Origin of the sequence: Pseudomonas sp. EMN2 (assembly GCF_009650555.1) — a bacterium.
Lineage (GTDB): Bacteria > Pseudomonadota > Gammaproteobacteria > Pseudomonadales > Pseudomonadaceae > Aquipseudomonas > Aquipseudomonas sichuanensis.
On sequence record NZ_VZZR01000034.1, the window covers coordinates 171281 to 195215 of the forward strand.

General features: G+C 61.2%; 20 protein-coding genes. 11 read left to right on the forward strand and 9 right to left on the reverse strand.

The genetic code is table 11. The features are described 5' to 3' along the window. Positions 1–290: 290 nt before the first annotated feature. From mnmE to rpmH, 5 genes are all read right to left on the reverse strand, one after another. Positions 291–1661 (reverse strand): tRNA uridine-5-carboxymethylaminomethyl(34) synthesis GTPase MnmE, encoded by a 1371-nt coding sequence (gene mnmE, locus F6X61_RS11960; RefSeq protein WP_153786806.1) that lies wholly within the window; start codon positions 1659–1661, stop codon positions 291–293. A gap of 90 nt (positions 1662–1751) precedes the next feature. Further along, positions 1752–3434 carry a membrane protein insertase YidC gene (yidC, locus tag F6X61_RS11965; protein WP_153786807.1) on the reverse strand — a complete coding sequence of 561 codons (1683 nt, stop codon included), beginning with the start codon at positions 3432–3434 and terminating at the stop codon, positions 1752–1754. A gap of 2 nt (positions 3435–3436) precedes the next feature. Beyond that, positions 3437–3682: a membrane protein insertion efficiency factor YidD gene (yidD, locus tag F6X61_RS11970; protein WP_101322785.1), complete on the reverse strand. Its 246-nt coding sequence runs from the start codon at positions 3680–3682 to the stop codon at positions 3437–3439. Continuing rightward, positions 3675–4079 carry a ribonuclease P protein component gene (gene rnpA / locus F6X61_RS11975; protein ID WP_110994058.1) on the reverse strand — a complete coding sequence of 135 codons (405 nt, stop codon included), beginning with the start codon at positions 4077–4079 and terminating at the stop codon, positions 3675–3677. Before rnpA ends, yidD begins: the two co-directional genes overlap by 8 nt. A gap of 13 nt (positions 4080–4092) precedes the next feature. Then, positions 4093–4227, reverse strand: a complete 135-nt coding sequence (rpmH, locus tag F6X61_RS11980; protein WP_003253163.1) for a 50S ribosomal protein L34 — start codon at positions 4225–4227, stop codon at positions 4093–4095. 584 nt (positions 4228–4811) lie between these two features. Between rpmH and dnaA the strand changes: the two genes are divergently transcribed. The 6 genes from dnaA (at position 4812) to F6X61_RS12010 (ending at position 13166) form a co-directional block, all read left to right on the forward strand. Further along, positions 4812–6344 carry a chromosomal replication initiator protein DnaA gene (gene dnaA / locus F6X61_RS11985; protein ID WP_153786808.1) on the forward strand — a complete coding sequence of 511 codons (1533 nt, stop codon included), beginning with the start codon at positions 4812–4814 and terminating at the stop codon, positions 6342–6344. A gap of 40 nt (positions 6345–6384) precedes the next feature. Beyond that, complete coding sequence (gene dnaN, locus F6X61_RS11990; RefSeq protein WP_153786809.1) at positions 6385–7488, forward strand: DNA polymerase III subunit beta; 1104 nt, start codon at positions 6385–6387, stop codon at positions 7486–7488. A 15-nt stretch (positions 7489–7503) separates the two neighbouring features. Further along, positions 7504–8607, forward strand: coding sequence for a DNA replication/repair protein RecF (gene recF / locus F6X61_RS11995; protein WP_125462020.1), 1104 nt, complete (start codon positions 7504–7506; stop codon positions 8605–8607). Positions 8608–8611: 4 nt separating this feature from the next. After that, entirely contained in the window at positions 8612–11032 is a 2421-nt protein-coding gene (gene gyrB, locus F6X61_RS12000) for a DNA topoisomerase (ATP-hydrolyzing) subunit B (RefSeq protein ID WP_153786810.1), read from the forward strand. Positions 11033–11241: 209 nt separating this feature from the next. After that, positions 11242–12252, forward strand: coding sequence for a TauD/TfdA family dioxygenase (locus tag F6X61_RS12005; RefSeq protein WP_153786811.1), 1011 nt, complete (start codon positions 11242–11244; stop codon positions 12250–12252). Further along, entirely contained in the window at positions 12249–13166 is a 918-nt protein-coding gene (locus tag F6X61_RS12010) for an AEC family transporter (RefSeq protein WP_153786812.1), read from the forward strand. The genes F6X61_RS12005 and F6X61_RS12010 overlap by 4 nt, the downstream gene beginning before the upstream one ends. Before the next feature lie 115 nt (positions 13167–13281). Here F6X61_RS12010 and F6X61_RS12015 read toward each other — a convergent pair whose 3' ends face one another. Then, positions 13282–14580: a sigma-54-dependent Fis family transcriptional regulator gene (locus tag F6X61_RS12015; protein WP_153786813.1), complete on the reverse strand. Its 1299-nt coding sequence runs from the start codon at positions 14578–14580 to the stop codon at positions 13282–13284. Positions 14581–14826: 246 nt separating this feature from the next. Between F6X61_RS12015 and F6X61_RS12020 the strand changes: the two genes are divergently transcribed. The 3 genes from F6X61_RS12020 to F6X61_RS12030 are packed head-to-tail and all read left to right on the forward strand — an operon-like array spanning position 14827 to position 17847. Further along, on the forward strand, positions 14827–15711 hold the full coding sequence (locus tag F6X61_RS12020; protein ID WP_153786814.1) for an MBL fold metallo-hydrolase: 885 nt from the start codon (positions 14827–14829) through the stop codon (positions 15709–15711). Positions 15712–15751: 40 nt separating this feature from the next. Then, complete coding sequence (locus tag F6X61_RS12025) at positions 15752–17032, forward strand: FAD/NAD(P)-binding oxidoreductase (protein WP_153786815.1); 1281 nt, start codon at positions 15752–15754, stop codon at positions 17030–17032. Beyond that, positions 17029–17847 carry a sulfite exporter TauE/SafE family protein gene (locus F6X61_RS12030; RefSeq protein WP_153786816.1) on the forward strand — a complete coding sequence of 273 codons (819 nt, stop codon included), beginning with the start codon at positions 17029–17031 and terminating at the stop codon, positions 17845–17847. The genes F6X61_RS12025 and F6X61_RS12030 overlap by 4 nt, the downstream gene beginning before the upstream one ends. On the opposite strand, the gene F6X61_RS12035 is transcribed toward F6X61_RS12030, so the two are convergent. After that, positions 17836–18723, reverse strand: a complete 888-nt coding sequence (locus F6X61_RS12035) for a LysR family transcriptional regulator (protein ID WP_153786817.1) — start codon at positions 18721–18723, stop codon at positions 17836–17838. The two genes, F6X61_RS12030 and F6X61_RS12035, sit on opposite strands and share 12 nt — an antisense overlap. Before the next feature lie 216 nt (positions 18724–18939). Here F6X61_RS12035 and F6X61_RS12040 point away from each other — a divergent pair, with 216 nt between their 5' ends. Together F6X61_RS12040 and F6X61_RS12045 are read left to right on the forward strand one after the other, a co-directional pair. After that, positions 18940–20589 carry a GMC family oxidoreductase gene (locus tag F6X61_RS12040; protein WP_153786818.1) on the forward strand — a complete coding sequence of 550 codons (1650 nt, stop codon included), beginning with the start codon at positions 18940–18942 and terminating at the stop codon, positions 20587–20589. A gap of 97 nt (positions 20590–20686) precedes the next feature. Further along, positions 20687–22306, forward strand: a complete 1620-nt coding sequence (locus F6X61_RS12045) for an MFS transporter (protein ID WP_110994070.1) — start codon at positions 20687–20689, stop codon at positions 22304–22306. Positions 22307–22570: 264 nt separating this feature from the next. On the opposite strand, the gene F6X61_RS12050 is transcribed toward F6X61_RS12045, so the two are convergent. Then, positions 22571–23341 (reverse strand): 1-acyl-sn-glycerol-3-phosphate acyltransferase, encoded by a 771-nt coding sequence (locus F6X61_RS12050; protein WP_110994071.1) that lies wholly within the window; start codon positions 23339–23341, stop codon positions 22571–22573. A 63-nt stretch (positions 23342–23404) separates the two neighbouring features. Beyond that, on the reverse strand, positions 23405–23932 hold the full coding sequence (gmhB, locus tag F6X61_RS12055; RefSeq protein ID WP_153786819.1) for a D-glycero-beta-D-manno-heptose 1,7-bisphosphate 7-phosphatase: 528 nt from the start codon (positions 23930–23932) through the stop codon (positions 23405–23407). Between the last annotated feature and the right edge of the window lie 3 nt (positions 23933–23935).

The window sequence follows — 23935 nt, forward strand, 5'->3', positions numbered from 1 at the left end:
CAATTCATAACCCTGGGTCTAAGTAGCCCTGTGGGGTCTGGACAAGATTGTTTAACCTGTGGATGAAAGTAGCTGTTACCCACAGGCCGCATTTTCCTCAACAAAAAAGCGTGGTTATCAACGGAGCTGAAGGCGAGTTTTCCACAGAGCACAGGCGGAGCGCTCGCCTGCCTGTTGATGAAAATATCAGGCGACGAACGGTCGTATAGCGAAGGATCAGGGGGGGGAGTTACCGCATGGTCCCCCGCAACAAGCGCCAGGCAGCGCTTGCAGGGGGAGCCGAGAAGGGATTACTTGCCGATGCAGAAGCTGGAGAAGATTCGCCCCAGCAGATCGTCCGAGCTGAATGCCCCGGTGATTTCACCCAGGGCTTGCTGAGCCTGGCGCAGGTCTTCGGCCAGCAACTCACCCGCGCCGGCAAGGGTCAGCTGAGCACGGCCATGTTCAAGATGGCTGCTGGCCTGGCGCAGCGCTTCCAGGTGGCGACGGCGCGCGCTGAAGCTGCTTTCCGCGGTCTGTTCATAGCCCATGCAGGCCTTGAGATGATCACGCAGCAAGTCCAGGCCCATGTCGCTGTCATTGGCACTCAGGGTGATGGTTGCATGCCCGTCGTCACTCAGCTCCAGGCCAACCTGCTCGCCACTGAGGTCGGCCTTGTTGCGGATCAGCGTGACCTTGGCCGGATCCGGGCGCTGATCGAGGAATTCTGGCCACAGGGCAAAAGGATCGCTGGCTTCAGGCGCCGTGGAGTCGACCACCAACAGCACCCGATCGGCCTCGTTGATGGCCTTCAACGCCCGCTCTACGCCGATCTTTTCCACATGGTCATCGGTATCGCGCAGTCCTGCGGTATCGACCACGTGCAGCGGCATGCCGTCGATGTGGATATGTTCACGCAGGATGTCCCGGGTAGTGCCGGCGATATCGGTGACGATCGCCGCTTCACGGCCTGCCAGCTGGTTGAGCAGGCTGGACTTGCCGGCATTCGGCCGGCCAGCGATGACCACGGTCATGCCATCGCGCAGCAAGGCGCCCTGCCCGGCTTCGCGCTGCACTGTGGACAACTCGGTGCGCACATCATCGAGCATGCGCAACACATGGCCATCGGCGAGAAAGTCGATTTCCTCCTCCGGGAAGTCGATGGCGGCTTCGACATAGATACGCAAGGCAATCAGCGCCTCGGTCAGCCCATGCACACGCTTGGAGAACGCCCCCTGCAGCGAGCGCAACGCATTGCGCGCGGCCTGGGTAGAGCTCGCCTCGATCAGGTCGGCAATGGCCTCGGCCTGGGCCAGGTCGAGCTTGTCATTGAGGAACGCACGCTCGCTGAACTCGCCCGGCCGCGCCAGACGGCAGCCCAGTTGCAGGCAACGCTGCAGCAGCATGTCCATCACCACGGGGCCGCCATGGCCCTGCAGCTCCAGCACATCCTCGCCGGTGAAAGAATTCGGCCCGGGGAAGAACAGCGCGATGCCCTCGTCCAGCACCAGGCCATCGGCATCGCGGAACGGGCCATAGTGGGCGTGGCGCGGGGTCAGGCTGCGGCCGGTGATGGTCTGCCCGGCCTGGCTGGCCAGTGGGCCGGACAAGCGGACGATACCGACACCGCCGCGGCCCTGGGCAGTGGCAATGGCGGCGATGGTTTCACGCACAGTATTCATGCTCGAAGCCTCTACAACGAATTCGAAAGACAGATAGCAAAAACGCCCCACGAGGGGGCGTTTTTATTCACAGGCTAGCGTAGCGGCCTGTCAAGCGGCTGCGCTTTTGGTCGCGGCCTCGATACGGCGAGTGATGTACCACTGCTGGCTGATCGACAGGCAGTTGTTCACAACCCAGTACAGCACCAGGCCAGCCGGGAACCACAGGAAGAAGAAGGTGAAGATGATCGGCATCATTTTCATCACCTTGGCCTGCATCGGATCCGGCGGCGTCGGGTTCAGGCGCTGCTGGATGAACATGGTCGCGCCCATGATGATCGGCAGGATGAAGAACGGATCCTTGATCGACAGGTCGGTGATCCACAGCAGCCATGGGGCCTGGCGCATCTCGACGCTTTCCAGCAGTACCCAGTACAGGGCCAGGAACACCGGCATCTGCACCAGGATCGGCAGGCAGCCGCCCAGCGGGTTGATCTTCTCTTTCTTGTACAGCTCCATCATCGCCTGGGACATCTTCTGGCGATCGTCACCGAAGCGTTCCTTCAGTGCAGCAAGCTTCGGCGCCACGGCACGCATGCGCGCCATCGAGCGATAGCTGGCAGCCGACAGCGGGAAGAACAGGCCCTTGATGAGCATGGTCAGGACGATGATCGACCAGCCCCAGTTACCCAGCAGGCTGTGGATATGTTGCAGCAGCCAGAAAATCGGCTGGGCAATGAACCACAGGAAGCCATAGTCGACGGTCAGTTCCAGGCCTGGGGACAACTCTTTGAGCTTGGACTGGATCTTCGGGCCGGCGTACAGCATGGCGCTGGTTTCGACCTTGCCGCCAGCAGGAACGCTGAGTGCCGGGCCGGTGTAACCGATGATGTAGTTGCCCTGGCTGTCCTTGCGGGTCTGGACGGCGTTGTTGTCGCCCTTGGCCGGGATCCAGGCGGTCACGAAGTAGTGCTGCAGCCAGGCTACCCAGCCGCCGGTCACATTTTCTTTCAAACTGCCCTTGTCGATGTCTTTCATCGACACTTTCTTGTACGGCTCGGCAGCTGTCCACAGGGCAGCGCCCAGGTAGGTAGCGGTGCCGGTGGCAGTGCTCGACGACGGGTCGCCGCTGGCGTCGCGCTTGAGCTGGGCAAACAGGTTGCCGTTCCACGCCTGGCCGCTCTGGTTGTCGATCAGGTAGCTGACGGTCAGGTCGTACTCACCGCGCTTGAGGCTGAAGCGCTTGATGTAGTTGACGCCGTTCTCGCTGAACTTCAGGTCGACGACCAGTTGATCCTGGCCGTCGGCCAGCTGGAAGCTCTTCTGCTCCGCGGCATACAGCGGGCGACCAGTGGAACGGGCATCCGGGCCATTGACACCGGTCAGGCCGCTTTGTGCCAGGTAGACACGCTCGCCACCGTTGTCGAACAGCTGGAACGGAATGTCCGGATGGTCCTGACGGCGTGGGTATTTCGGCAGGGTCAGCTGGACGATGTCACCACCGACCGGGTCGATAGCCAGGTCCAGGACGTCGGTCTTGACCCGGATCAGGTCCTTGCTGACGGCAACCGGAGCAAGTTCCGCAGGGCTGGATTCAGCATTGGCGCTCGGCACATCGGCGCTGGCGCCGGCGGTTCCGGCCGGGACGGTATCCGGCAAGGCCGGGGCAGCAGTGCTGGCAGCAGTATTCTGAGTCGGCAGGGCAGCCTGGCCGTAGTCCTGGTTCCACTTGAGGACCATGACGTAGGACACGATTGCCAGGGCGACGATCAGGATCGTGCGTTTAATATCCATGATTACTCGGCTATCGAAGAAGTTCGGGAGGAAGGAGCTGGTGGAACGGGATCGAAACCGCCGTCGTTCCACGGATTACAACGCCCCAGGCGACGAACGGCCAGCCACCCACCACGCAAGAGGCCATGGTTTTCGATGGCTTCGTATGCGTAACAGGAACAGCTGGGATAGAAACGACAGTGACTGGCCATCAGGGGGCTGATGGCGTAACGGTAGAACTGGATCGGAACGAGGGCCAGTTTACGCATTGTGACTGTCTACCCCTGCGGGATTGGCGTTGACCGCTGGAGAGGGCCGACTGCGAGCCAGTCGCTTCCAGAGCTTGCCAAAGTGTTGGTGCAATTCTGGGTTTTCCACTTCGCCCAACCCCTTGCGCGCGACGATCACGATATCCAAACCCGCCAACAGCTGCTGGTTCAGGCGGAACGAATCGCGCATCAGGCGTTTCAGGCGATTGCGTTGAACGGCGAGCTTGACGCTCTTTTTGCCGATCACCAGGCCGAGGCGTGGGTGATCGAGGCCGTTCTCGCGGGCAAGGATAAGCAGGTTTTTCCCTGGAACCTTGCCGGTTGGGGAGTCGAAGACCGCTTTGAAGTGCCGGGGTGTAAGCAGTCGCTTTTCCCGACTGAAGTCCTGACTCACCACCTGTGCCGAAAAATCAAATGGCCAGACGCTTACGGCCTTTGGCACGACGACGCGACAGAACGGCGCGGCCGTTCTTGGTGGCCATACGGGCACGGAAACCGTGGGTGCGTGCGCGCTTGATGGTGCTTGGTTGGAAAGTACGTTTCATGGCGTGTTACCTGGGTTGGTCGACAACGGGCCGGAAGGGCCCCCTTTTTAAGAGATCGGCGATTCTAGAGAAAGCAAGCCCATAGGTCAATTTCCAACCAGCCATTCCTTATGAAGGGTGCCCAGTGGTCAGCGGTCAGGCTTGGCCAAGGAAGGGGCTGCATACCAACGCTCAAAATGAAAAAAATAAGAAAGGCATATAAAAAGCTTTTCTGAAGAACTTATAGATCTTAAGTGGATAACCTTCTGTGGATAACACGACGCAGCCCAATATCTGCAAGCTGTACAGAGATTTGAAACCTTGTCGGTAACAGGTGCCTTCTCTGTGCCGGGCCTGCGTAAAACCTGTGCAGCAAAACGCCATTTATCCACAGGTGAATTATCCACAGGTCGGGGCTCAGGGTTGTGCATAGCCCTCATGTAGCGTTATCCACAGGGCTTATTCACACCGCAAGGTGATGTTTTGGTCGGATTTTGGCTTGTTCACCGGGTCTGCATACGGCCTCATATGTGGATAACTGACCGCCCGCCCGGTACAATGGCGGTTTGTTTTGCCTCATCCGGCTTTCAACTCAGGGGATATCCGTGTCAGTGGAACTTTGGCAGCAGTGCGTGGAGCTTCTGCGCGATGAACTGCCTGCCCAGCAATTCAACACCTGGATCCGTCCGCTACAGGTCGAAGCCGAAGGCGACGAGTTGCGCGTCTACGCGCCCAACCGCTTCGTGCTCGATTGGGTCAATGAAAAGTACCTGGGTCGTCTGCTCGAGCTGTTGGGCGAAAACGGCAACGGCATTGCGCCGGCGCTTTCCTTATTAATAGGTAGCCGTCGCAGTTCTGCTGCGCGGGCTGCCCCGAATGCGCCGGTAAGCGCCGCCGTCGCCGCAACCTTGGCGCAGCAGGCTCAGGTTCAGCCTGCCGCACCGATGGTGCTGCCGAGCGAGCCGGTCATGGCGCCGGTGGCCGAGCCGGTTACCAGCGACATCGAAGAGTCCGCTTCGCGCAACAGCTTCGACAGCATGGCCGAGCCCAGCTCGGCACCCGCTGCAACCGGTCGCACCGAGCAACGTACGGTGCAGGTCGAAGGCGCGCTCAAGCACACCAGCTACCTGAACCGCACCTTCACCTTCGAAACCTTCGTGGAAGGTAAGTCTAACCAGTTGGCCCGTGCGGCTGCCTGGCAGGTCGCGGACAACCCCAAGCACGGCTACAACCCACTGTTCCTGTATGGCGGTGTCGGCCTGGGTAAAACGCACTTGATGCATGCTGTGGGTAACCACCTGCTGAAGAAGAACCCGAATGCCAAGGTCGTCTACCTGCATTCCGAGCGCTTCGTCGCCGACATGGTCAAGGCCCTGCAACTGAATGCGATCAACGAATTCAAGCGCTTCTACCGCTCGGTCGATGCGCTGCTGATCGACGATATCCAGTTCTTTGCCCGCAAGGAGCGTTCGCAGGAAGAGTTTTTCCACACCTTCAACGCCCTGCTCGAGGGCGGTCAGCAGGTGATTCTCACCAGCGACCGCTACCCGAAAGAGATCGAAGGCCTGGAAGAGCGCCTGAAGTCGCGCTTCGGTTGGGGCCTGACGGTGGCTGTCGAGCCACCGGAGCTGGAAACCCGCGTGGCGATCCTGATGAAGAAGGCCGACCAGGCCAAGGTCGAGCTGCCGCACGATGCCGCGTTCTTCATCGCCCAACGCATCCGTTCCAACGTACGTGAACTCGAAGGTGCCTTGAAGCGGGTGATCGCTCACTCGCACTTCATGGGCCGCGATATCACCATCGAGCTGATTCGTGAATCGCTCAAGGATCTGCTGGCGCTGCAGGACAAACTGGTGAGTGTGGATAACATCCAACGCACCGTGGCCGAGTACTACAAGATCAAAATCTCCGATCTGCTGTCCAAGCGCCGTTCGCGCTCGGTAGCGCGCCCGCGCCAGGTGGCCATGGCCCTGTCGAAGGAGCTGACCAACCACAGCTTGCCGGAAATCGGCGACATGTTTGGCGGCCGCGACCATACCACCGTGCTGCACGCCTGCCGCAAGATCAACGAATTGAAGGAATCCGACGCGGACATCCGCGAGGACTACAAGAACCTGCTGCGCACACTGACGACCTGATGGCCGTCTGCGTAGCTAATTGAAGGCAAGGGACTAGACCATGCATTTCACCATTCAACGCGAAGCCCTGTTGAAACCCCTGCAACTGGTCGCAGGCGTCGTCGAGCGCCGCCAGACCTTGCCGGTCCTGTCCAACGTCCTGCTGGTGGTACAAGGCCAGCAGCTGTCGTTGACCGGTACCGACCTGGAAGTCGAACTGGTTGGCCGCGTTCAGCTGGAAGAGCCTGCCGAGCCGGGCGAGATCACTGTCCCGGCGCGCAAGCTGATGGACATCTGCAAGAGCTTGCCCAGCGATGCGCTGATCGACATCAAGGTCGACGAGCAGAAACTGCTGGTCAAGGCCGGCCGCAGCCGCTTCACCCTGTCCACCCTGCCCGCCAATGACTTCCCGACCGTGGAAGAAGGCCCGGGTTCGCTGACCTGCAACCTGGAACAGAGCAAGCTGCGCCGCCTCATCGAGCGCACCAGCTTCGCCATGGCCCAGCAGGATGTGCGCTATTACCTCAACGGCATGCTGCTGGAAGTGTCGACCGACACCCTGCGCGCGGTAGCTACCGATGGCCACCGCCTGGCCTTGTGCGCCATGCAGGCACCGATCGGCCAGGCCGAACGTCACCAGGTCATCGTGCCGCGCAAAGGTATCCTTGAGCTGGCGCGCCTGCTCACCGACCCGGAAGGCATGGTCAGCATCGTCCTTGGCCAGCACCATATCCGCGCTACCACCGGTGAGTTCACCTTCACCTCCAAGCTGGTCGACGGCAAGTTCCCGGACTACGAGCGCGTGCTGCCAAAAGGCGGCGACAAGCTGGTGGTCGGCGATCGTCAGGCGCTGCGTGAAGCGTTCAGCCGTACCGCGATCCTGTCGAACGAGAAGTACCGTGGTATTCGCCTGCAACTGGCGGCTGGCCAGTTGAAGATCCAGGCCAACAACCCTGAGCAGGAAGAAGCGGAAGAAGAGATCAGCGTCGACTACAACGGCAGCTCGTTGGAGATCGGTTTCAACGTCAGCTACCTGCTGGACGTGCTGGGTGTCATGACCACTGAGCAGGTGCGCCTGATTCTGTCGGACTCCAACAGCAGCGCCCTGGTACAGGAAGCCGGCAATGATGACTCGTCCTACGTTGTCATGCCGATGCGTCTGTAACCCGTAGCAGGCGAAATGTCCCTTCTACGGCTTTCGGTCACCGCGGTGCGCAACCTGCACCCGGTGACCCTCTCACCCTCCCCCCGCATCAACATCCTGTACGGCGACAATGGCAGCGGCAAAACCAGCGTGCTCGAAGCCGTGCACTTGCTTGGGCTGGCGCGCTCGTTCCGCAGCACGCGGTTGAACCCGGTCATTCAATACGAACAGCCCACCTGCACGGTCTTTGGCCAGGTAGAACTGGCTGAAGGTGGCACAAGCAACCTGGGCGTTTCGCGTGAACGCCAAGGTGATTTCACCATCCGTATTGACGGGCAGAACGCACGCAGTGCTGCGCAGCTCGCCGAAATGCTGCCCCTGCAGTTGATCAACCCCGACAGTTTCAGGTTGCTCGAAGGGGCGCCCAAGGTACGCCGGCAGTTCCTCGATTGGGGCGTGTTCCACGTGGAACCACGCTTCATGGCCACCTGGCAACGCCTGCAGAAGGCCCTGCGGCAGCGGAACTCATGGCTGCGGCATGGTACACTTGACGCCGTTTCGCAAGCCGCCTGGGATCGGGAGTTGTGTCTCGCCAGTGCGGAGATAGATGAATACCGTCGCAACTATATCAAGGCCTTGAAGCCCGTCTTCGAGCGAACCCTGAGCGAACTGGTCGAGCTGGAAGGGTTGACCCTGAGCTACTACCGAGGCTGGGACAAGGACCGGGAACTCAACGAAGTCCTCGCTACCTCTCTCCTTCGTGATCAGCAGATGGGCCATACCCAGGCCGGGCCACAGCGTGCTGATCTGCGCCTGCGATTGGGTGCAAACAACGCGGCCGACATCCTTTCGCGCGGGCAGCAGAAGCTGGTTGTCTGTGCCCTGCGAATTGCCCAGGGCCATCTGGTCAGCCAGGTTCGTCGTGGTCAGTGTATTTATCTGGTGGATGACTTGCCGTCCGAACTGGACGAGCAGCACCGCCGCGCCCTGTGCCGCTTGCTTGAAGAATTGAACTGCCAGGTGTTCATCACCTGTGTAGACCACGAATTTCTGAGGGAAGGCTGGCAAACGGAAACGCCAGTCGCTTTGTTCCACGTGGAACAGGGCCGTATCACCCAGACCCACGACCATCGGGAGTGAAGGCATGAGCGAAAATCAAACGTACGACTCCTCCAGCATTAAAGTGCTGAAAGGGCTGGATGCCGTACGCAAGCGTCCCGGCATGTACATTGGCGACACCGATGACGGCAGCGGCCTGCACCACATGGTGTTCGAGGTGGTCGACAACTCCATCGACGAAGCCCTGGCCGGGCACTGCGATGACATCACCGTCATCATTCACACCGACGAATCCATCAGTGTCCGCGACAACGGCCGTGGTATCCCGGTCGACGTGCATAAAGAAGAAGGCGTGTCGGCAGCCGAAGTCATCATGACCGTGCTGCACGCCGGCGGTAAGTTCGACGACAACTCCTACAAAGTTTCCGGTGGTCTGCACGGTGTCGGTGTTTCGGTGGTGAACGCGCTGTCCGAGAAGCTGGTGCTCACCGTTCGCCGTAGCGGCAAGATCTGGGAGCAGACCTACGTCCATGGCGTGCCACAGGCACCGATGGCCATTGTCGGTGAAAGCGAAACCACCGGTACCCACATCCACTTCAAGCCTTCGGCTGAAACTTTCAAGAACATCCACTTCAGCTGGGACATCCTCGCCAAGCGTATCCGCGAACTGTCCTTCCTGAACTCCGGCGTTGGCATCCTGCTCAAGGATGAACGCAGCGGCAAGGAAGAGTTCTTCAAGTACGAAGGTGGCCTGCGCGCATTCGTCGAGTACCTCAACACCAACAAGACCCCGGTCAACTCCCAGGTCTTCCACTTCAACGTCCAGCGTGACGATGGTGTCGGTGTCGAAGTCGCCCTGCAGTGGAACGACAGCTTCAACGAAAACCTGCTGTGCTTCACCAACAACATCCCGCAGCGCGATGGTGGTACCCACCTGGTCGGCTTCCGTTCCTCGCTTACCCGTAGCCTCAACAGCTACATCGAGCAGGAAGGCCTGGCCAAGAAGAACAAGGTCGCCACCACCGGTGACGACGCCCGCGAAGGCCTGACCGCAATCATCTCGGTCAAGGTGCCGGACCCTAAGTTCAGCTCGCAGACCAAGGACAAGCTGGTTTCCTCGGAGGTGAAAACCGCCGTGGAACAGGAGATGAACAAGTACTTCGCCGACTTCCTGTTGGAAAACCCCAACGAAGCCAAGGCCGTTGTCGGCAAGATGATCGACGCTGCCCGTGCCCGTGAAGCTGCGCGCAAGGCTCGTGAGATGACTCGCCGCAAAGGCGCGCTGGACATCGCCGGCCTGCCGGGCAAACTGGCCGACTGCCAGGAGAAGGACCCTGCCCTCTCCGAACTGTACCTGGTGGAGGGTGATTCCGCAGGTGGTTCGGCCAAGCAAGGCCGCAACCGTCGCACCCAGGCGATCCTGCCGCTGAAGGGCAAGATCCTCAACGTCGAGAAAGCCCGCTTCGACAAGATGATCTCGTCGCAGGAAGTCGGTACCTTGATCACCGCCCTGGGCTGTGGCATCGGCCGCGAAGAGTACAACATCGACAAGTTGCGCTATCACAACATCATCATCATGACCGATGCTGACGTCGACGGTTCGCACATCCGTACCCTGCTGCTGACCTTCTTCTTCCGTCAGCTGCCGGAGCTGGTCGAGCGCGGCTACATCTATATCGCCCAGCCGCCGCTGTACAAGGTCAAGAAGGGCAAGCAGGAGCAGTACATCAAGGACGACGAGGCCATGGAAGAGTACATGACCCAGTCGGCCCTGGAAGATGCCAGCCTGCACCTGGACGAGTCGGCACCTGCCGTTTCGGGCGTACAGCTCGAAGCGCTGGTGAACGAATTCCGCGCCGTGATGAAGACACTCAAGCGCCTGTCGCGTCTGTACCCGGAAGAGCTGACCGAGCACTTCATCTACCTGCCGAAAGTCACCCTCGAGCAACTGGCTGACAAGGCACAGATGGACGAGTGGCTGAAAGCATTCCAACTGCGCCTGGACAACAGCCAGCGTTCCGGTCTGGTGTACAAGGCTGCCTTGCACGAAGACAAGGAACGTAATATCTGGCTGCCCGTGGTGGAAACCACCTCCCACGGCCTCGCCAGCTACGTGACCTTCAACCGTGATTTCTTCGGCAGCAATGACTACCGCAGCGTCGTCGCTCTCGGCGAAAACCTCGGTACCTTGTTGGGTGAGGGTGCCTACGTCAAGCGTGGCGAACGTCGCAAGTCGGTCACCGAGTTCAAGGAAGCGCTCGACTGGCTGATGAACGAAAGCACCAAGCGCCACACCATCCAGCGATACAAAGGGCTGGGTGAGATGAACCCGGACCAGCTGTGGGAAACCACTATGGACCCGACCGTGCGCCGCATGCTGAAGGTCACCATTGAAGATGCGATCGCCGCAGACCAGCTGTTCAACACCTTGATGGGTGATGCGGTCGAACCGCGCCGTGAGTTCATTGAGAGCAACGCGCTGTCGGTGTCCAACCTGGACTTCTAACCCAGCCCGACTGCGCTATATCCGCAAAGGCCAACCCATTTGGGTTGGCCTTTTTCGTTCCACGTGGAACAGATCCTACGGCTCTGATCCCTCTCAGCTTCCCTGCTGCTTGCTTCCTCCTACATCCTGCGCCCGCCAGTTCATACATTCTGCACAAGAGTCAGGGCGTCAGCCTGGACGCAAATATTAGCGAATGAGGACTAAGCAAGATGGATAGCACCTGTGTATACCCACTGACCGATAGTGAACGCAATCAACTGGCCAGCGGTCTTGGCAAGGTCAATTATGATCCCCAGGGCGGGCAGAACTACATCACCGATCTGCGCATCATGGCGGCTTCACACCTGCCCCGCAGGGTGATTGATGTGCTGGCCAACCAACGTGCTTCGCTGCGACCGAAACCCTATCTGATATTCGAAAACCTGCCGACCGACGAGGCGGTTTTCACGACCCCAGACCCCGGGGTATTCACTCCCGCGGCCAAGAGCGGCACGCTGAGTGAAAATCTGATCATGGCGTTTGCTTCTCTGATCGGTGAGCCCTACTCGATTCAGTTTGAAGGGGCTGACATCGTCAATAACCTTATCCCCAGCCCTTCAGCCAAACGCGAGTACACGGGCTTGGGGTCTGAGGTCGAGCTCAATTTTCATATTGAGAACGCAGCGCTGAAGTACATGGACAACGCCAGTTTCTCTCCGCTTGGATTGCTATTGGCCGGTGTTCGCCACGACCCGGCCGGGCCGCTGACGCGTCTTGCCGATGCACGTGATGCGCTCGGATTGCTCGAAGAGTCCGAGGTAGAGTGCTTGCGTCAGCCGTTGTATCGAATCAAGGTACCCCATCGCTGGCGAACCCAAGGCGAATTGGCTACCGAGCCGGTTCCGATGCTAAGTGGCGATCTGGACTTCCCCGAGATCAGCGCAGTGTTTTACCCAGACATGGTCGAGGTCTTAAGCAAACCGGCAGCTGATGCGATGGCGCGGTTCTGTGAGGCGATCAGGCAGGTATCGGTGGGATTGGACATCATGCCAGGGCGGCTACTGTACATCGACAACCGTTTCACACTACATGCGCGCGATAGCTTCGAACCGACTTTGGATGCCTTGTCCAACCCGTTACGTTGGGTACAGCGGGTCTTTGTCAGCAAAAGTCTCTGGAGCCACCGTCGGCTGGAAATGGTCAAGTCTCGAGTATTCATGCCACGAGCCCAAGCACTATGATCAACAGCCTCTTCGCGATACTGCCAATCTTCCTGCTCATTGTGGTCGGCCATGCCAGCAAGCGCTGGGTCCTGACTGACGATGGCTGGTGGAAGTATGTGGACAAGTTGGTCTATTACCTGTTCTTCCCTGCCTTGTTGATACTGGATGTCAGCAGGGCAGATTTTGCCGGTGGTGAAACCTCAGTGGCCATTGCCGCCACCATGATGGCGACGCTGGCTGTTGGCACTCTGATCTTCCTCGGGCGGGTTTTCGTCAAAACCAGGAACGATCTGTTCACCTCGATCTTCCAGGGAGGGGTTCGCTACAACTCCTACGTGTTCATTGCCTTGGCTCATTCCCTCTATGGGGTGGAAGGCGTAGCACTCTCTGGAGTGTTTGTCGCTTACCTGATTGTGCTGACCAATGTCATGAGTGTGCTGGTCCTGAACCACTTCGGAGATACCGGCAGGAAATCACTGGCCGGCATGTTTGGCGCGTTGGCAAAGAATCCGCTGATCATCGCAGCAATACTTGGATTGCTAATGAACGGCCTGGGCCTAAGTTTCGGCGGCGCTATCGAGCAGTTCATGACCTACCTCGCCGGCGCTGCGACGCCGTTGAGTCTCATGTCGGTAGGCGCTGGGTTGATGTTCAATCTGCAGGCTAACCGTGTGCTGGCCACTGTTTATGTGGTCGGTCTAAAGTTGATGCTGATGCCAATCATCACGTTCGGGCTATTGCTGGCAATGGGCGCTTCGGGTGTGGCTGCCAATGTGGCGCTGCTTTATGCCTGTGTTCCCTGTGCCGGTAACGCTTACATCTTGGCAAGGCAGATGGGCGGAGACGCGCCGGCCATGGCATCCATGATCACTTGGACCACGCTGGTTTCCACCCTGAGCATCACCTTGATCGTAGGCACGCTGACGCTTTAATTCAGTTTCGCCGGCGAGGCGTCTTTAACCTTTTACAGGAGTTGCACTCGCTCGGGCCAAACTGCCGAGCGAGTGCGCTGAGGCGCAGTCTGATGAGTGTTCCACGTGGAACGCTTCAAAGTCCCAAGGCTTTGAGACGCCGATAAAGCGTACGTTCGCTCATGCCCAGATACGCGGCTAGTTCGCTTCGAGACCCCCTGAAGGTTTCCAGCGCATGGGCCAACTGCGGCATTTCATGTTCTTTGCGACCACGCAAAGCCTTGTGATCAACCACCGGATGGATGCCCTCGGGAAGATGCTCGGGGCGGATCAGGCCGTCATCGGCAAACAGGCGAGCCCGTTCCAGAATATTTCGCAGCTCGCGAATATTACCGGGGAAGCTATGCAGGCTGAGTCGTTCGAGTGCTTCATCGGTCACCTTGGGAGACTGCTTGCCCGCCATCCTTTGCAACAGGCTTTCACAGAGCAAAGGCAAGTCTTCAGCCCGCTCACGCAAGGCCGGTAACCGTATCGGGAAACCACTGATGCGGTAGTACAGGTCTTCCCGGAATGTGCCATCAGCAGCCATTTCCTTGAGTGGCTTGTGGGTTGCCGAGACCAAACGAAAATCCGAATGAACCGTGCGCGTGCTGCCGACTGGACGGAAACTGCCGGACTCGATCAACCGCAACAGCTTCACCTGCATGGCCAGCGGCACTTCGCCTATTTCGTCAAGGAACAGGGTGCCGCCATGGGCCACCTCAGCCAGGCCGATCTTGCGCTGAGTCGCGCCTGTGAAGGCGCCCTTCTCATAGCCGAACAACTCGCTCTCGAACAAAGGCTCGGTCAAACCCGTACAGTCCACCACTACCAGCGGCCCGTTGGCTCGGGGGCTTCCCAGGTGCAACGCGCGGGCGAACAGCTCCTTGCCGGTACCGGACTCACCCTGCAGCAATACCGGAATCTGCGCCGGTGCCGCCCGTTGCAGGCTGGCGACGGCCGCTTTGAACGCCGCTGCACGCCCCACCAAACCCTGCTCCTGAGGTTGCGCCGATGCCAGGGTGACGCTGGTCAGTCGCTCGACGAAGGCCACCACCCTTCCCTGCTCATCGAGGATTGGCCGCAGTTCCACATCTACATGCTCGGGGCCGCGAGGTGTGTGATGAATATGCAGCACACGCTCGGGGACTTTGCTGTCCAGCGATTTGCGCAGCGGACAGTGCTCGCCGGCCTGGTCGCAAGGCACTGCATAGTGGTGCGAGACCCGGTGGCATTTCTCGCCCACAGGCGCATGACCGTCGCTGCCGAACTGACGGCGGTAAGCAGCATTGGCGGCAAGGATGTTGTAGTCGGTGTCCAGGATGATGCTGGGGAGCACATCGTGTTCGAGGTAGGACACCAGCGCGAGAATCGCGGGATGGGAAGCGGCAAGCATGACAGCACCAGATGAAAGACCCGCCGAGCGTAGCAAGGACTGCCAATCACTGCCATTGGCTGACAGTCGACTGCCAGCAACTGTCACCTTTGGCGGTGCGGCAGCGCGCTGACCTGCAGGCTACCCTGACGCAATGCCACATTTACGGGGCGCCGTGCCCATCAGAAAGGCATGGCATGCATCTTGATAAAGCATCGTTCACTGCCTAAGCCTTCAAGGAGGCACGGTGGATAACTGGAGAGCGCAATGATCATCGGCAACAACCTTCATGTTGAAGCATTCTTCGACAAGACCACCTCGACCATCAGTTACCTGGTGATGGACGCTGAGACGCGTCAGTGCGCCTTGATCGACAGCGTGCTCGACTACGACCCCAAGTCCGGACGTACCTGCACGGCATCCGCGGACCAACTGATTGCCCGCGTGAATGAGTTGGGCGCCAAGGTTCAGTGGATCCTGGAAACCCATGTGCATGCCGACCACCTGTCCGCAGCGGCCTACCTCAAGGAAAAACTCGGCGGCCATACCGGCATCGGCGCACTGATCACCCAGGTGCAGAAAGTGTTCGGCACCCTGTTCAACGCCGAGCCCGGGTTCGCCCGCGACGGCAGCCAGTTCGATGTACTGTTCGTCGATGAGGAAGGCTTCCGTATCGGCAACCTGCATGCCCGCGCCCTGCACACCCCCGGGCATACGCCGGCCTGCATGAGCTACATGGTCCAGGATGCCGGCGAGACCGCTGTGTTCGTTGGCGACACTCTGTTCACGCCCGACTACGGTACTGCCCGTTGCGACTTCCCCGGCGCCAGCGCGACAACCTTGTACCAGTCGATCCGTCGGCTGCTGGCCTTCCCCGACCAGACGCAGTTGTTCATGTGCCACGACTACCTGCCGGGCGGCCGTGAGCTGCGCTACGTCACCACGGTGGCCGAGCAACGTGCCGACAACATTCATATTCATGAAGGCGTCAGCCAGGACAGCTTCGTGGCGATGCGCGAAGCCCGCGACAAGACCCTCGACATGCCCGTGCTGATCCTGCCATCGGTACAGATCAACATGCGCAGCGGCCAGTATCCCGAGCCCGAGGAGAACGGCGTGAGCTACCTGAAGATCCCGCTGAACAAACTGTAAAGCGCAGCACCTACATAACGAGATTCAAAGGAACACCGCCATGCCTGCCTTGCTGTCCCCTGCCGATTCATCCCCTGCCGACCACCATAAAGTGGTGATCGTCGGTGCCGGCGCCGCCGGAATCGCCACCGCCTCGAGCTTGCTCGCCCGCGACCCGTCACTGGATATCGGCCTGATCGACCCCGCCGATGTGCACTACTACCAGCCTGGCTGGACCATGGTCGGCGCCGGTGTGTTCAAGGCCCCGAGCACCGCCCAGACCATGGCCGCCACCCTGCCCCGTGGGGTGCGCTGGATCAAGGCGCGGGTCGAAGGCTTCGACCCCCATGGGCAACTGGTCCTGCTCGAAGGTGGTCGAGCCGTCAGCTACGAACAGCTGGTGGTATGCCCGGGCCTCAAGCTCGACTGGAGCGACATCGAAGGCTTGAGCGACACACTCGGGCGCAACGGTGTCACGTCCAACTACCGCTACGACCTGGCGCCCTACACCTGGGAACTGGTGCAGACGCTCAAGCAAGGCCGCGCCCTGTTCACCCAGCCGCCGATGCCGATCAAATGCGCGGGTGCGCCGCAGAAGGCCCTGTACCTGTCGTGCGATCACTGGTTGCGCAATGGCCAGCTCGGCAATGTCAGGGCCAGCTTCTTCAACGCCGGCGCCGTGCTGTTCGGCGTGCCGGACTACGTGCCGGCCTTGATGAGCTACATCGACAAGTACGGCGTCGACCTCAACTATCAGCATCGCCTGACGGCGGTAGATGGCCCGAACAAGCGCGCCACCTTCGTTCGCACCCTGCCCGATGGCAGCAGCGAAACCCGCGTCGAAGCCTTCGATATGCTGCACGTGGTGCCGCCGCAAGTGGCGCCGGACTTCATCCGCCAGAGCCCGCTGGCCGATGCCGCTGGCTGGGTGGATGTCGACCCGCACACCCTGCGCCACCGCCAGTTCGGCAATATCCACGCCTTGGGCGACGTGGCCAACACCACCAACGCCAAGACCGCCGCCGCCGCCCGCAAGCAGGCACCGGTGGTGGCCAACAACGTGCTGGTGGCCCTTGGGCGCCTGCCGACCCTGGCGCAATACGACGGCTATGGTTCCTGCCCGCTGACGGTGGAGCGCGGCAAGATCGTGCTTGCCGAGTTCACCTATGGCGGCAAGCTGGCGCCGAGCTTCCCGCGCTGGTTGCTCGACGGGCGCAAGCCGACCCGACTGGCCTGGCTGTTGAAAGCGCAGATCCTGCCGCCGCTGTACTGGAAGGCCATGCTCAAGGGTCGTGAATGGTTGGCGCGGCCACAGCCGCTGGTGGTCGAGGCGCAGCAGTGATCGAACATCAGCTGCTGGGCGCCGGGCTCGGTGCAATCATTGGCGCGGTGCTGGCACTGACCGGCGCTGGTGGCGGCATCCTCGCGGTACCGCTGCTGGTCTTCGGCCTGGGCCTGAGCATGGTCGAGGCGGCGCCGATCGGGCTGCTCGCCGTTGGCCTGGCGGCGGCGGTGGGCGCCCTGCTCGGCTTGCGCGAAGGCCTGGTACGTTATCGCGCCGCCCTGTTCATCGCCCTGATCGGCATCGTCGCCGCGCCCTTTGGTTTGATGCTCGCCCATCAATTGCCCAATACACCCTTGGCACTGGTGTTCGCCGGGGTGCTGGTTTACGCCTGCCTGCGCATCTGGCGCAAGGCGGCCAGGCAACTGCGCGGCGAGGCCAATGACGCCCATCGTTTCATCGAGCCCTGCGTGCTCAACCCCTTGCAGGGCCGCTTGCGCTGGACCCTGCCCTGCGCCCGGGCCCTGGCCTTTACCGGGCTGATGTCGGGGTTGCTGTCCGGCCTGCTGGGCGTGGGCGGTGGTTTTGTGATCATCCCGGCATTGAACCGCTACACCAACCTGCGCATGACCAGCATCGTCGCCACCTCGCTGGCGGTGATCGCCCTGGTGTCCACCGGTAGCGTGGTCAGCGCCAGCGTGGCCGGTGTGATGCATTGGCAGGTGGGTGTGCCCTTCGCCATCGGTGCGGTCATCGGCCTGCTGCTGGCGCGGCCGCTCGCCGCCCGCATCGCCGGCCCACGCCTGCAGCAGCTGTTCGCCGTGGCGGGCTGGGTGGCCGCGCTGCTGCTGGCCGGCAAGGCGCTACTCGGCTAGCAGCTCATCCTGCTCGGCGGCGCACAGCGCCAGCAGGTAATCCCACACCACCCGCAGGCGCACCGACTTGTGCAGTTCGCGGCGGGTGCAGATCCAGTAGCTGCGCTGGATGGTTTCGCTGGGCAGCACCCGCACCAGCTTCGGGTCGTGGCGGGCCATGTAGTTGGGCAGCACGGCAATGCCCAGCCCGGCCTGGGCGGCGTGCTGCTGGGCAATCACGCTGGTGCTGCGAAACGCCACGCTGGGTGTGCGGCAGAAGCTGTTGAGGAACAGCAGCTCCTGACTGAACAGCAGGTCGTCGACGTAACCGATCCAGCTGTGCCGGGCCAGGTCTTCGCGGTTGCGTAATGGCGGAGCGCGGTCCAGGTAGGCTTGGCTGGCGTACAGCGCCAGGCGGTAGTCGGTGAGCTTGCGGGTGATCAGCAGGTCGGCGTTGGGGCGCTCCAGGTGGATGCTGATCTCGGCCTCGCGGTTGAGGATGCTGACGAAGCGCGGCACCGCCACCAGCTCCACTTCCAGCCCTGGGTAGCGCTCGAACAACGCGTTCATCCGCGGGGTGAAGAACATGATGCCGATGCCTTCGGTGACCCCCAGGCGAATCTTGCCCAGGGGCGTGATGGCCTGGGTGATTTCCTCCTGCGCCAGCAGGGCGACGTTCTCCATGGCCTCGGCGTGCTTGAGCAGTGCCTGGCCGGAGGGGGTGAGGTCGTAGCCTTGGGCGTGCTGGACGAACAACGCCGTGCCCAGGCTTTTCTCGATGCTCTCGATATGCCGGGCCACGGTGCTGTGGGTGGTGTTGAGGCGCTTGGCGGCGGTCAGCAGCCGGCCGCTGCGCTGCAACTCGAGGAAAAACCGCAGATCGTTCCAGTCGAACATCGAGCATCCTTGTACATGCATTCTGAGGCCTCATCGCGGGGCAAGCCCGCTCCCACGCCGATCTCACAGGGCGGGCGTGGGAGCGGGCTTGCCCCGCGATGGGCCGAAACGCTGTGCTAAAACGCACAACGGCTGCGCAAAATCTCGTGTTTCCTCGGCGAAATTAATCAATAAGATGGACCGGGACAAGAATAATAATCAGGCGCGAGGTTGCACATGCCATCAGCCGATTCTGTCTACGACTACGTGGTCGTGGGTGCCGGGCCCGCCGGTTGCCTGCTGGCCAACCGTCTGTCCGCCGACCCTGCCTGCCGCGTCCTGCTGCTGGAAGCCGGTGGCCGCGACAACTATCCCTGGATTCATATCCCTGTCGGTTACCTCTACTGCATCGGCAACCCCCGCACCGACTGGTGCTTCAAGACCGAGGCCCAACCCGGCCTGAACGGCCGCGCCCTGGGTTATCCACGGGGCAAGGTGCTCGGCGGCTGTTCCTCGATCAACGGCATGATCTACATGCGCGGCCAGGCCGCCGACTACGACCGTTGGGCCGAGCAAGGCAACGACGGCTGGGCCTGGAAGGACGTGCTGCCGCTGTTCAAGCAAAGCGAAAACCACTTCGCTGGCGCCAGCGACAGCCATGGCGGCGATGGTGAATGGCGGGTTGAGCAACAGCGCTACAGCTGGCCGATCCTCGACGCTTTCCGCGATGCCGCCGAACAGAGTGGCATCGCCAAGGTCGACGACTTCAACACCGGCGACAACGCCGGCTGTGGATACTTTCAGGTCAACCAACGCCGCGGTGTGCGCTGGAATTCGGCCAAAGCCTTCCTCAAACCCATCCTCAAACGGCCTAACCTGACCGTCCTGACCGGTGTCGAGGTCGATCAGGTGCTGCTCAACAACACCCGTGCGCGGGCGGTGAAGGCGCGTTGGCAAGATGCGTGGCATGAGTTCGGCGCACGGCGCGAGATCATTCTTTGCGCAGGCTCCGTAGGTTCCCCCGGCATTCTGCAGCGCTCGGGCATCGGCCCGCGCAAGCTGCTCGAAGGGTTGGGCATCGGCGTGCGGCACGACATGCCCGGCGTCGGCGGCAACCTGCAGGACCACCTGCAACTGCGGCTGATCTACCAGATCGACAACACCCGTACCCTCAACCAGATGGCCAACAGCCTGTGGGGCAAGCTGGGCATGGGCCTGCGCTACGCCTACGACCGCAGCGGCCCGTTGGCCATGGCGCCGAGCCAACTGGGGGCATTCGTGCGTTCGGGCCCGGAGCAGGCCACCGCCAACCTGCAATATCACGTGCAGCCCCTGTCGCTGGAGCGCTTCGGTGAGCCGCTGCATCGCTTCCCCGCCTTCACCGCCTCGGTGTGCAACCTGCGCCCGGTCAGCCGTGGGCGTATCGATATCCGCTCGGCGGACATGAACGCCACACCCTTGATCGACCCCAACTATCTCAGTGCGCCCGAAGACCTGCAGGTGGCGGCAGACGCCATTCGCATGACCCGGCGCATCGTCCAGGCCCCTGCCCTGGCCGCCTTTGCCCCCCGCGAATACCTGCCCGGCCCCGCCCTGCAGAGTGAAGAAGACCTGCACCAGGCCGCCGGCCAGATCGGCACCACCATCTTCCACCCGGTGGGCACCTGCCGCATGGGCAATGGCGCGCTGGACGTTGTGGATAACCAGCTGCGCGTGCACGGCATTCCCGGCCTGCGCGTGGCCGACGCTTCGATCATGCCGCAGATCGTCTCCGGCAATACCTGTTCACCTACGTTGATGATCGCCGAGAAGGCGGCGCAACTGATCCTCAAGGGGGCCCGTACCCAGACCAACCTCAGCGACTCCAGCGCGATACCGACGCCCTGACCCGGGTGTTTGCAACAGCGACGGCGCGTGGTCGGAGGCCGTCGGCAGTGGAACAACAAGAATAATCACTGTGGCCCTCGGGCCGAGGACAGCAACGATGTCGGATTACATCCAGGAACAGGGGGCGGCGGCGAGCAGCTCCAGCGGTCGTGAAGAACGCAAGATCATCTTCGCGTCATCCCTCGGGACGGTGTTCGAGTGGTATGACTTTTTTCTCTATGGCGCACTGGCCGCGGTCATCAGCAAGCAGTTCTTCGCTGGGGTCAACGACACCACCGCCTTCATCTTCGCCCTGATGGCCTTCGCCGCCGGCTTCCTGGTGCGCCCGTTCGGCGCCCTGGTGTTCGGCCGCCTCGGTGACATGATCGGGCGCAAGTACACCTTCCTGGTGACCATCGTGCTGATGGGCCTGTCGACCTTCGCGGTCGGCCTGCTGCCCACCTACGCCAGCATCGGCATTGCCGCACCGATCATCCTGGTGATACTGCGCATGCTCCAGGGCCTGGCCCTGGGCGGTGAATACGGCGGCGCCGCCACCTATGTGGCCGAGCACGCACCGCATGGCAAGCGTGGTTTCCACACCGGCTTCATCCAGTCCACCGCCACCCTCGGCCTGCTGCTGTCGCTGACCGTGGTGCTGGCCAGCCGCTACATCAGCGGCGATCAGTTCGAGACCTGGGGCTGGCGCCTGCCGTTCCTGCTGTCGATCTTCCTGCTGGCGATCTCCACCTGGATCCGCATGAGCATGCACGAGTCGCCGGCCTTCGTGAAAATGAAGGCCCAGGGCAAGGTGAGCAAGTCGCCGATCCGTGAGTCGTTCACCTCGTGGCCCAACCTCAAGGTGGTGCTGACCGCGCTTTTCAGCATCAACGCCGGGCAAGCAGTGACCTTCTATACCGCACAGTTCTACGTGCTGTTCTTCATGACCCAGATGCTCAAGATGGACCCGGCACAAGCCAACACCCTGTTGATCATCAGCGTGATCATCGGCGCGCCGTTCTTCGTGTTCTTCGGCTGGCTGTCGGACCGCGTCGGGCGCAAGCCGATCCTGATGCTCGGCCTGCTGCTGGCTACCTTGTGCTACTTCCCGATGTTCAAGGCCCTGAGCCATTACGCCAACCCGCAGATCGACGCCGCCAGCCGCCAGGCACCGATCGTGGTGAATGCCAACCCGCAGGGCTGCACCTTCCAGTTCGACCCGGTGGGCAAGGCACGTTTCGACAGCCCGTGCGACAAGGTCAAGACCTTCCTGGTCAAGCAAGGCCTGCCCTACAGCTCGGTTGACGCGACCGGTAGTGACGTGTCGGTGAGCATCGGCGACAAGACCATCAACGGCTTCGACGAAGCCGCCATGCGCAGCGCCATCGAGGCGGCCGGCTACCCGGCCAAGGCCGATCCTGCCCAGGTGAACCAGGTGATGGTGGTGGTGCTGATCGTCGCCATGATCCTGATCGCCACCATGACCTACGGGCCACTGGCGGCGGTGATGGTCGAGCTGTTCCCTACACGCATCCGCTACACCTCGATGTCCCTGCCCTACCACATCGGCAATGGCTGGTTCGGTGGTTTCCTGCCGACGGTGTCGTTCGCGTTGGTGGTGTATACCGGGGATATCTTCTACGGGCTGTGGTACCCGGTATTGATCACCGGGGTGAGCCTGGTGGTGGGGATCTTCTGCCTGAAAGAAACCAAGGATGTGGATATCGACAAGGTTTAGGAATGCCAAGAACGTAGCGTGGGAGCGGGCTTGCCCCGCGATGGCGTTATCAGGCTGATCCCCATCGCGGGGCAAGCCCGCTCCCACGACTCTGCAAACAGGCACAAAAAAACCGGCGTAAAAGCCGGTTTTTTTATAGCGCGAAAAAACTTATGCACGATTTTCGCAAAAACGTCATACAGAGAAATAAATAGCTAATTCAATGACTTAGCATCTATTTCAGACGACTCATGCAAAACTTGCTAACAAGTTATCCACAGATCGTCAGGCCGGCTGCTGCTCCGGATTTTCGGCCACCGGAGGCAGCGAACCCATGGCCCGCTGAGCCGCTTCGTTCCAGGCCTGGGCACGGTCGTTGAGCTCGGCAATGGCGCGTGGACCGGTGCCCACTGCATACATCGGCTCGCCGATCACCACCTCGATGGTGCCCGAGCGCTTGCCCCAGCCTTCACGCGGCCAGAACTTGCCGGCGTTGTGGGCAATCGGCAGCACCGGCAGGCCGGCGTTCACCGCCAGGGCGGTGCCGCCGCGGGAGAACTTGCCGATCTGGCCGTGAGGCACGCGGGTGCCTTCGGGGAAGATCAGCACCCAGGTGCCCTGCTTGAGCAGCTCGTCGCCTTGGCTGGCGACCTGGCGCAGGGCCTCTTTGGGGTTTTTGCGGTCGATGGCGATCGGCCGCAGCATGGCCATGGCCCAGCCGAAGAACGGCACGTACAGCAGCTCGCGCTTGAGCACCTGGCTCAGCGGCGAGAAATAGGCCGACAGGAAGAACGTCTCCCAGGTGCTCTGGTGGTTCGACAGGATCACGCAAGGCACCTTCGGTACGTTCTCGGCACCGGTGATCTTGTAATCGATGCCCAGGATCGTACGCACCAGGAACAGCGCGCAGCGGCACCAGTACACGTTGATGAACCGGTAGCGCTTGGCGAACGGCAAGAACGGTGCAACGAAGAAGCTCAGCGAGCACCAAAGCAGCGAACTGGTGCCCAACAGCAGGTAAAAAAGAAAGATTCTGATCGCCTGCAGGATCGACATAGTGGCATGTACCGTTGCGGGGCGGGCCCGCCTAAGTAACAACGCGCCGCCGGGGCGCGCTGTTTAAATGAGTTGTCTGGCGATGGCTGCCAGATCGTCAAAAATCAGGGTGTTCTGCGGGATGCCTTTTTCCAGCGTCCGCTCACCCTTGCCGGTTTTCACCAACACCGGTTGTGCATCGACGGCCAGCGCTGCCTCCAGGTCACCTTTGCTGTCACCGACGAACCACACGCCGGTCAGCGGCACCTGGTAGTGCTCGGCAATCGCCCGCAGCATGCCGGGTTTGGGCTTGCGGCATTCGCAGCCCTCGTCCGGCCCATGCGGGCAATGCACGATGCAGCCCACCTCGCCGCCCTGCTCGGCCACCAGTGCGCGCAGGCGCGCATGCATGGCCTCGAGGGTCGCCAGCGAGTAATAGCCGCGGGCAATGCCGGACTGGTTGGTGGCCACGGCCACCGTCCAGCCGGCCTTGCTCAACTGCGCGATGGCCTCGATCGAGCCGGGAATGGGGATCCACTCGTCCAGCGACTTGATGTAGGCGTCGGAGTCGTGATTGATCACCCCGTCACGATCGAGAATCAGCAGTTTCAAGGC

Excerpts from the sequence above, each read along its gene's own strand:
- mnmE (WP_153786806.1), bottom strand. The coding sequence starts at position 1,661 with ATGAATACTGTGCGTGAAACCATCGCCGCCATTGCCACTGCCCAGGGC.
- yidC (WP_153786807.1), bottom strand. The coding sequence starts at position 3,434 with ATGGATATTAAACGCACGATCCTGATCGTCGCCCTGGCAATCGTGTCC.
- yidD (WP_101322785.1), bottom strand. The coding sequence starts at position 3,682 with ATGCGTAAACTGGCCCTCGTTCCGATCCAGTTCTACCGTTACGCCATC.
- rpmH (WP_003253163.1), bottom strand. The coding sequence starts at position 4,227 with ATGAAACGTACTTTCCAACCAAGCACCATCAAGCGCGCACGCACCCAC.
- dnaN (WP_153786809.1), top strand. The coding sequence starts at position 6,385 with ATGCATTTCACCATTCAACGCGAAGCCCTGTTGAAACCCCTGCAACTG.
- recF (WP_125462020.1), top strand. The coding sequence starts at position 7,504 with ATGTCCCTTCTACGGCTTTCGGTCACCGCGGTGCGCAACCTGCACCCG.
- gyrB (WP_153786810.1), top strand. The coding sequence starts at position 8,612 with ATGAGCGAAAATCAAACGTACGACTCCTCCAGCATTAAAGTGCTGAAA.
- F6X61_RS12005 (WP_153786811.1), top strand. The coding sequence starts at position 11,242 with ATGGATAGCACCTGTGTATACCCACTGACCGATAGTGAACGCAATCAA.
- F6X61_RS12010 (WP_153786812.1), top strand. The coding sequence starts at position 12,249 with ATGATCAACAGCCTCTTCGCGATACTGCCAATCTTCCTGCTCATTGTG.
- F6X61_RS12015 (WP_153786813.1), bottom strand. The coding sequence starts at position 14,580 with ATGCTTGCCGCTTCCCATCCCGCGATTCTCGCGCTGGTGTCCTACCTC.
- F6X61_RS12020 (WP_153786814.1), top strand. The coding sequence starts at position 14,827 with ATGATCATCGGCAACAACCTTCATGTTGAAGCATTCTTCGACAAGACC.
- F6X61_RS12025 (WP_153786815.1), top strand. The coding sequence starts at position 15,752 with ATGCCTGCCTTGCTGTCCCCTGCCGATTCATCCCCTGCCGACCACCAT.
- F6X61_RS12035 (WP_153786817.1), bottom strand. The coding sequence starts at position 18,723 with ATGTTCGACTGGAACGATCTGCGGTTTTTCCTCGAGTTGCAGCGCAGC.
- F6X61_RS12040 (WP_153786818.1), top strand. The coding sequence starts at position 18,940 with ATGCCATCAGCCGATTCTGTCTACGACTACGTGGTCGTGGGTGCCGGG.
- F6X61_RS12045 (WP_110994070.1), top strand. The coding sequence starts at position 20,687 with ATGTCGGATTACATCCAGGAACAGGGGGCGGCGGCGAGCAGCTCCAGC.
- F6X61_RS12050 (WP_110994071.1), bottom strand. The coding sequence starts at position 23,341 with ATGTCGATCCTGCAGGCGATCAGAATCTTTCTTTTTTACCTGCTGTTG.